Origin of the sequence: Aureibaculum marinum, assembly GCF_003813905.1 — a bacterium.
In the GTDB taxonomy this organism is placed as follows: Bacteria; Bacteroidota; Bacteroidia; order Flavobacteriales; family Flavobacteriaceae; genus Aureibaculum; species Aureibaculum marinum.
Genome location: NZ_RPFJ01000067.1, coordinates 1 through 4,999 on the forward strand (window position 1 = coordinate 1; position 4,999 = coordinate 4,999).

Here is a 4,999-nt window from a genome sequence, read left to right on the forward strand (position 1 = left end):
CTGAATTAGACTTTTTAGTCGATTTTTCTAAAAAATATGACGAAGTTATTGGAGCTAGAATGATGGGAGGTGGTTTTGGTGGTTGTACCATTAATATTATACACCGAGATGCCGTAACAGCTTTTGTAAAAGAGGCTTCCAAAGCGTATTTTGAAAAATTTAACATTAAACTCACTGCATTTGAAGCAATGCCCTCTGAAGGTACTCGTATTAATTACAATTGAATGGTTGAAAAGTATTTTATAAAGAATAGTTAAAGAAATTTCAAAAAATAAAATTCTAATAGTGAGTTGAGCAATTAATTTTTAAATTCATTTAAATTAAAAAGTCCATACCCAAAAATGCACTGGACTTTTAATTCAATGTAACCCCCGACAGGATTGCTTCGCTTCCTGACAAAGCTCCGCTTTGAAAATAAAAAATCCAAACTTGCAAATTCAAGCGAGCTTGATTTACAGTTTGGATTTTTTATTTATTCGTGACCCCGACAGGATTACGAAATAACGTTTTAGGGTTACTAAAAAAAACACCTAAAAACAACACTAAACCAAATAAACACTACTACAACCCCTTTATTTAAAATAAATATAGCCGACCAATTTAAAAAGATAAAAAACGGATAAGAAAGAAAAAAAAGTACACAAAAAAGTACACAATTTAAAATTGTGGACTTTTTTTTGATATATTTGACATGGTTAAAGTTTATACATAATGGCTACATTAAAATTTGAATTAAGAAAAAATAAAGGAAATACAGGTTCTATTTATATTCGTTACACTTTTGGAACTGGAAACGCAAAACGAATTAGATATTCAACAGGGTTAAAAATTGTTAATTACAAAAACTGGAATTTAAAAACTCAAACTGTTAAAAATGTTACTGAAGAAATTAACAAAGTAAACATTAACAATAAACTAAATGAAACAAGAACATTCTTAGAGGGGTTATATAGCGACTTAACAATAAATAGAAAATTAGAAGTTACACCACAGCTATTAAAAAATGAATTAGATATATTTTTTAAAAAGAAAAAACGAGCAGAAAAGAATGATCGTTATTTAGAATTTTTACCTTTTTTTGATTGGTACATTAAAAACTACTCTATTAATCCATTACCCACTACAAAAAAACCACTTACAAAAGGAACTGCAAAAACATACAGAAATACATATAACATATTAAAAAAATATAGTGCTAATATTTATAATCTAAACTATGAGCGTATTACTTTAGATTTTTATGATGATTTTTTAAAATACTTATACTCTCAAAACTATTCTACAAACTACATTGGCACTCAAATAAAAATTTTAAAAACTATATTAAATGCTTCTTTTGAAAAAGGCTTTCATAATAATACAGATTTTAAAAAACGATATTTTTCTAAACCCCATGAAATTGTAAATAACATTTATTTAAATGAAAATGAATTACTAGACATTTACAATGTAGATTTAAAAGACTACGAACCTATTAAAATAAATAAATCTTTAAAACTTACTAAACAGATTTTAGAAAACGCTAGGGATATTTTTTTAATAGGTGCTAATACTGGGCTAAGAGTATCTGACCTTAATAAACTAAATGATAAAAATATTATCACTATTAACGGCAATAAGTACATAAATATTACTACTTCTAAAACTGGTGCAAGATTAACAATACCTATCAATCCAATGGTTAACGCTATTTTAAATAAAAGAAATGGCACCCCACCTCCAAAAATGCCAAACCAACATATAAATTATGCAATTAAAAAAATAGGAGAACTGGCAAATATTAACTCGATTGAAACAAAAACAGTTACAAAAGGTGGTAAAAAAGAAACTTTAAAGTTTTTTAAATACGATTTAATAAGTAGCCATACGGCTAGGCGTTCTTTTTGTACAAATGCGTATAAATCGGGAATGCCTACTATTGATATAATGGCAATTTCTGGACATAAAACAGAAAAGGTGTTTTACAACTACATCAAAGTAAATGATATAGAAAGAGCCGAAAAAATAAAAATGAACAAATTTTTTACTAATAATAATTTAAAACTAGCATAATTATGATTACAACATCAGAAAAACCAAAAACAGAATTAAATAGTTATGAGGCTATTTTACTTTTTAATGGATTAGAACAAATTAAACTAGGACTTAAAACACTAGGCTATTTAAACAATATGCCAAATAACGAGGCTAAAGAAAATTACAACAATCTCAAAAAGGCGTTTAAAGATCTAGTAAATTCAATTTAAATAAATTTCATAATTAACAATTATTAACTGGCTAAAATTACATTATGAAAATAAAATATAATCGTTCAATAAAGAACGGAAAATCCAATCTAAAAATTGACATTGAAGTTTCTGAAAGTGAACTAAATGAACTTGAAAAAATTAAAACAGAATTAAAAGATTCATTAAACGAATATTGCGAACTTGAAAAAGTTGAATTAGACTTACAGGTTTCAGGGCATATTGCGAACTTTCCAAAAGTTTACGATTTACTTTATATAAAAACCGATATAATAAAGAACTTATATTACAACGACTATTATAAAGACGTTATTTACTTAAAAAATGGATTTATTGAATTTACTGAAAATGATTTATTTTATGAGTTTGCAAGTGCCTATAATATTCTAAATGACACCTCAAAGGCTTTAGTACTTCTCAAAAATATAATTCGCGTTAAATTAATAGATTGGTTGATTGAGCATGAGTATAATGATGTTTATAGGGTTTTATTTAGATATGAAAATCAACTTTACATTAATAAATATAAAACTATATTTTCAGATTATGGGTTTGAGTTATTTGAATATTTAGATAATAATTGGCAAGAAATAAAAAAACCTACTAAGTACTCTGAAATTTATCATTTTATGCGTGGCTATGGTAATGGGAAAATTATTTGTTATGGTACCGAATTTAAAAGGTTCTTAAAGAAATACAACGGAACACAATTTTCTAAGATAATGAATTCTAAAGAAGATGATAACATTAAAACTATCTTAACCAATCTTAAAAATGAATTTATCAAACTTAATAAATATCCCAACTTAACAATATAGATAAGAAATGAAATATTCAAGATATAGAATGAACTAGAAAGAAATAGCATTATTAGAGTTTTGCCATAAAAATAATTTAAACTTTAATATTATGGCAGTTAACAACAACATTACACAGCTACACAACACAACCCCTGACCAATTAGCAGAAAAGATACTTCAAGGGGTAAAAAATCAATTTAACAGCTTTAAAAAAGAATTAGAGCCAAATGATAAGGAAACTTATTTAACGCGGATTCAAACCGCTAAAATGTTATCCATTAGCCTAACTACGTTAAACGATTGGAGTAAAAAACAATTATTACACCCATTAAAACTAGGAAACCGCACTTATTATAAATTAAGTGAGATAGAAAAAACTTTAAATAACTCTAATAATTTATAATATGAAAACTGGCAATTTAAAATACACACGTAAAATATATAAATTAGATTCTGTTTCTATTGGTAACAAATACAGGACTTATAAAACAAACAAACCTAATAATCTTTTTACAAACATTATTAGAATTGAAAAGGATAATGGATACCATGATCGAAGTAGATTTTTTGAGCATTGGTTATACTTTAGAAATGATACTAACTGGAAAAGATGCACTAAAACAGGATTAGCAAAAACAGTCAAACCAAATGTTTATGAGGGCAATATTTCAGAATTAATAAAACTAAAAACAAAGAACCATAAAGGCAAAGACTGGGAAAACGAAAAACATTTTTTAATTGTTCAATTCTCAATTGATTTTAAAACTATTGTAGTAGATATATTTCAGAATTTTTACCCACGCTCAAAAATTTTAATAGAGCACTTAATAAATGAACATAACCTACACTATAAATTGTAATATTTATAATCTTTAACGAATAGTTACAAACTAAAAAAGGTGCTCTATTTTGCACCTTTTTTTATACATAATGTACTAACTGGCTAAAGTAATACACACATCAAATATACAAATAATTAATGTATAACAATTAACTGGCATAGTAAAAACACAGATGAAAAATGAAAAAAACAACAAATAAAAAAGAAAATTATACATATAGCTTTCCTATTAAACAAAAACTAATAAATGAATTTATAATATGTAATAATCTAGAAAGTAAAATATTAAATAAATTAACTACAAGTTATCTAGTTTCATTTTTAATATACATCTGGAGCAACAGTAGTAAACTAATTACAAAAACAGTTAATGGAGAAAAATACGTTAGAGCAAGTACACAGTTTATATTAGATAACAATCCTTTACTAGGAATAAAAAAAAGGCAAGTAGATAATTATATAAGTAATTTAACTAAAAACAATTTTATTAAAATACTTGATTCAGATAAAACTAAAAGATATATTAATATTTCAATTGAATTAAGAGAAGATAACAATCAGAATAAAACAATTGAGCAAAAACAAATCAATGAAAATTTGAAAAATGAAATTGATCTACTAATTAAAGAACTTGGTGAATACTTTGGTAAAACAACCGCTAAAATGCAAAACGACATTTGCTATTTTTTGAATAATAAAGTAATTGAAGAAATACCAAGATTTAAAAAACAATTCAAGTATTATAAATTATATAAAACACAAAGTAGGGAAAAAATACATCGCTTTGAAAGTTTTTGTAAAGAATGGAACCAACAAGATTGGGAAATTTTATATAAAAATATATTGTCAACTGAAGAAAAAGAACAGGTACTTCCGTATAGAAAAAATATTAGTTAACCTTTAATCCCGATTAATTTACAATTATTTAGTGTTATGTATTTAAGTAACACACCTACTATGTACTAGAGTACACACCTACTATGTACTAGAGTGCATACCTACTATGTACTAGAGTACACACCTACTATGTACTAGAGTGCATACCTACTATGTACTAGAGTACATACCTACTATGTACTAGAGTGCACACCTACTATGTACTAGAGTGCATA

6 protein-coding genes and 1 pseudogene are annotated in these 4,999 nt (G+C 25.8%); all 7 read left to right on the forward strand.

Features of this window, described 5'->3' with window-relative positions; genetic code table 11:
* Positions 1-224, forward strand: a pseudogene (locus tag EGM88_RS14635) (galactokinase); the annotation flags it as partial.
* A gap of 487 nt (positions 225-711) precedes the next feature.
* Positions 712-2,052, forward strand: coding sequence for a tyrosine-type recombinase/integrase (locus EGM88_RS14640; RefSeq protein WP_123899172.1), 1,341 nt, complete (start codon positions 712-714; stop codon positions 2,050-2,052).
* Positions 2,053-2,054: 2 nt separating this feature from the next.
* Complete coding sequence (locus tag EGM88_RS14645) at positions 2,055-2,246, forward strand: hypothetical protein (protein ID WP_123899173.1); 192 nt, start codon at positions 2,055-2,057, stop codon at positions 2,244-2,246.
* A gap of 44 nt (positions 2,247-2,290) precedes the next feature.
* Positions 2,291-3,064, forward strand: a complete 774-nt coding sequence (locus EGM88_RS14650; protein ID WP_123899174.1) for a hypothetical protein — start codon at positions 2,291-2,293, stop codon at positions 3,062-3,064.
* A 91-nt stretch (positions 3,065-3,155) separates the two neighbouring features.
* On the forward strand, positions 3,156-3,449 hold the full coding sequence (locus EGM88_RS14655; RefSeq protein WP_123899175.1) for a helix-turn-helix domain-containing protein: 294 nt from the start codon (positions 3,156-3,158) through the stop codon (positions 3,447-3,449).
* 1 nt (position 3,450) lies between these two features.
* A complete protein-coding gene (locus tag EGM88_RS14660; RefSeq protein ID WP_203229473.1) occupies positions 3,451-3,906 on the forward strand; it encodes a hypothetical protein in 456 nt (151 codons plus the stop codon).
* A 161-nt stretch (positions 3,907-4,067) separates the two neighbouring features.
* On the forward strand, positions 4,068-4,784 hold the full coding sequence (locus EGM88_RS14665) for a hypothetical protein (protein ID WP_123899176.1): 717 nt from the start codon (positions 4,068-4,070) through the stop codon (positions 4,782-4,784).
* Positions 4,785-4,999 lie beyond the last annotated feature (215 nt).